This window comes from Brevundimonas sp. (assembly GCF_018608325.1).
Classification (GTDB): Bacteria; Pseudomonadota; Alphaproteobacteria; order Caulobacterales; family Caulobacteraceae; genus Brevundimonas.
In genome coordinates, this window is sequence record NZ_JABAZW010000096.1 from 36,082 (window position 1) to 37,431 (window position 1,350).

Consider the following 1,350-nt stretch of genomic DNA (forward strand, 5'->3'; position numbering starts at 1 on the left):
CGCGCAGCGCGTTGTTGACGCCGGCCATGCGCGTGCTGACCTGCTCCATCGCCGTCAGGGCGGGCAGCAGGTGGAACCCCTGAAAGATGAAGCCGAAGGATTCCAGCCGCATGGCGTCGGCTTCCGCCTTGCCCATGCGGGTGATGTCCTTGCCCAGCACCTCGACCCGGCCCGTGTCGGGCGTCAGCAGGCCCGAGATGATGGCCAGCAGGGTCGACTTGCCCGAACCCGACGGGCCGGAGACCATGACGAACTCACCCCGCTCGACGGCGAAGTCGGTCGGGTTCAGGGCGATCACCCGCCCGCCGCCGGTCTGATAGGACTTGCCCACCCCGGCTGCGTTCAGAAGGGGCTCGCGCCTCATGCGCCAACACCCGTCGCCAGAACCCGCTGGACGCGCGCGGTCAGGGCCTGCGCCCTGGCCTGCGCCAAGGCACGCTGCGCCGTCTCGACCGCCAGCGCGGCGTCAGCCATGGCCACACCGTCGATGACGCCTTCGCGATGGCGACGCTCTGCGGCCTGAAGGGCGGTGCGTGCGCTGCGGTCGGCAAGGGTCGCCTGACTGACGGCGGCGGCGGCGTCCGCCTCACGCCGCACGGACAGTTGCATGTCCTGCCAGCCCTCGACCACGGCCTTGCGCCAGGCGATCTCGGCCTGATCCCCCTCGGACGAGGCGGAGGCGATGCGCGCGTCGGCGGCGCCGCCATCGACCACGGCCTGCGTCACCGTGCCTGCCAACGCCCAGGCCAGCGTCTTGACGTCCAGCAGTGTGGCTATGGCCGGATCGGGCGCGCCAAGGGCGGCGATGATCTGGAACTGAGGCCGTTCAGCCGCCACTGCGGCGGCGCCGCTGTCGCTGCTCCGGGCGGCGGCGCGGCGGGCGTCCGCCGCCTGCAGACGCAGCAAGGCGGCCTGAACCTCGGGCCTGTGATCCACGGCGTCGGACGATAGACCATCCGTTCCCGCCGACAGACGCGGCAGGTCCGCAGACGCCAGCTCCAGCCCGCGCACACCGCCCAACAGGGCCTCAAGCCGCAAGGTCTGGGCGATCACTTCGGTGCGGGCTTCACGCCCCACAGCCTCGGCCTCGGCGCGCACGACCTCGGCCTCCAGCACATCCCCGTTCGAGGCCGCGCCGTTCTGAACCCGCACACGCATCAGATCGACCCGTCGTGCGGCGGCGCTCAAGGCGCGTTGAGCCGAGGCCTCGGACTGCTGGGCCTCACGCAGGGCGACATAGGCGGTGACGGTCTGGGCGGCGATCAGGCGGCGCGCCTGGATAGTGTCGGCAGCAGCAGCAGCGGCGTCTGCATCGGCTGCCGTCCGCATCTGGCGGATACGGCCCCACAG

The 1,350-nt window shown here is 71.7% G+C and carries 2 protein-coding genes; both read right to left on the reverse strand.

Going from position 1 to position 1,350, the window contains the following annotated elements:
• Window positions 1-364, reverse strand: a 364-nt coding sequence (locus QZ281_RS09535) for an ATP-binding cassette domain-containing protein (RefSeq protein ID WP_292227627.1), incomplete at its 3' end; no start/stop codon positions are given.
• Window positions 361-1,350 (reverse strand): TolC family protein (locus QZ281_RS09540; RefSeq protein WP_292227629.1); only part of this gene is annotated, 990 nt, incomplete at its 5' end. The genes QZ281_RS09535 and QZ281_RS09540, both read right to left, overlap by 4 nt.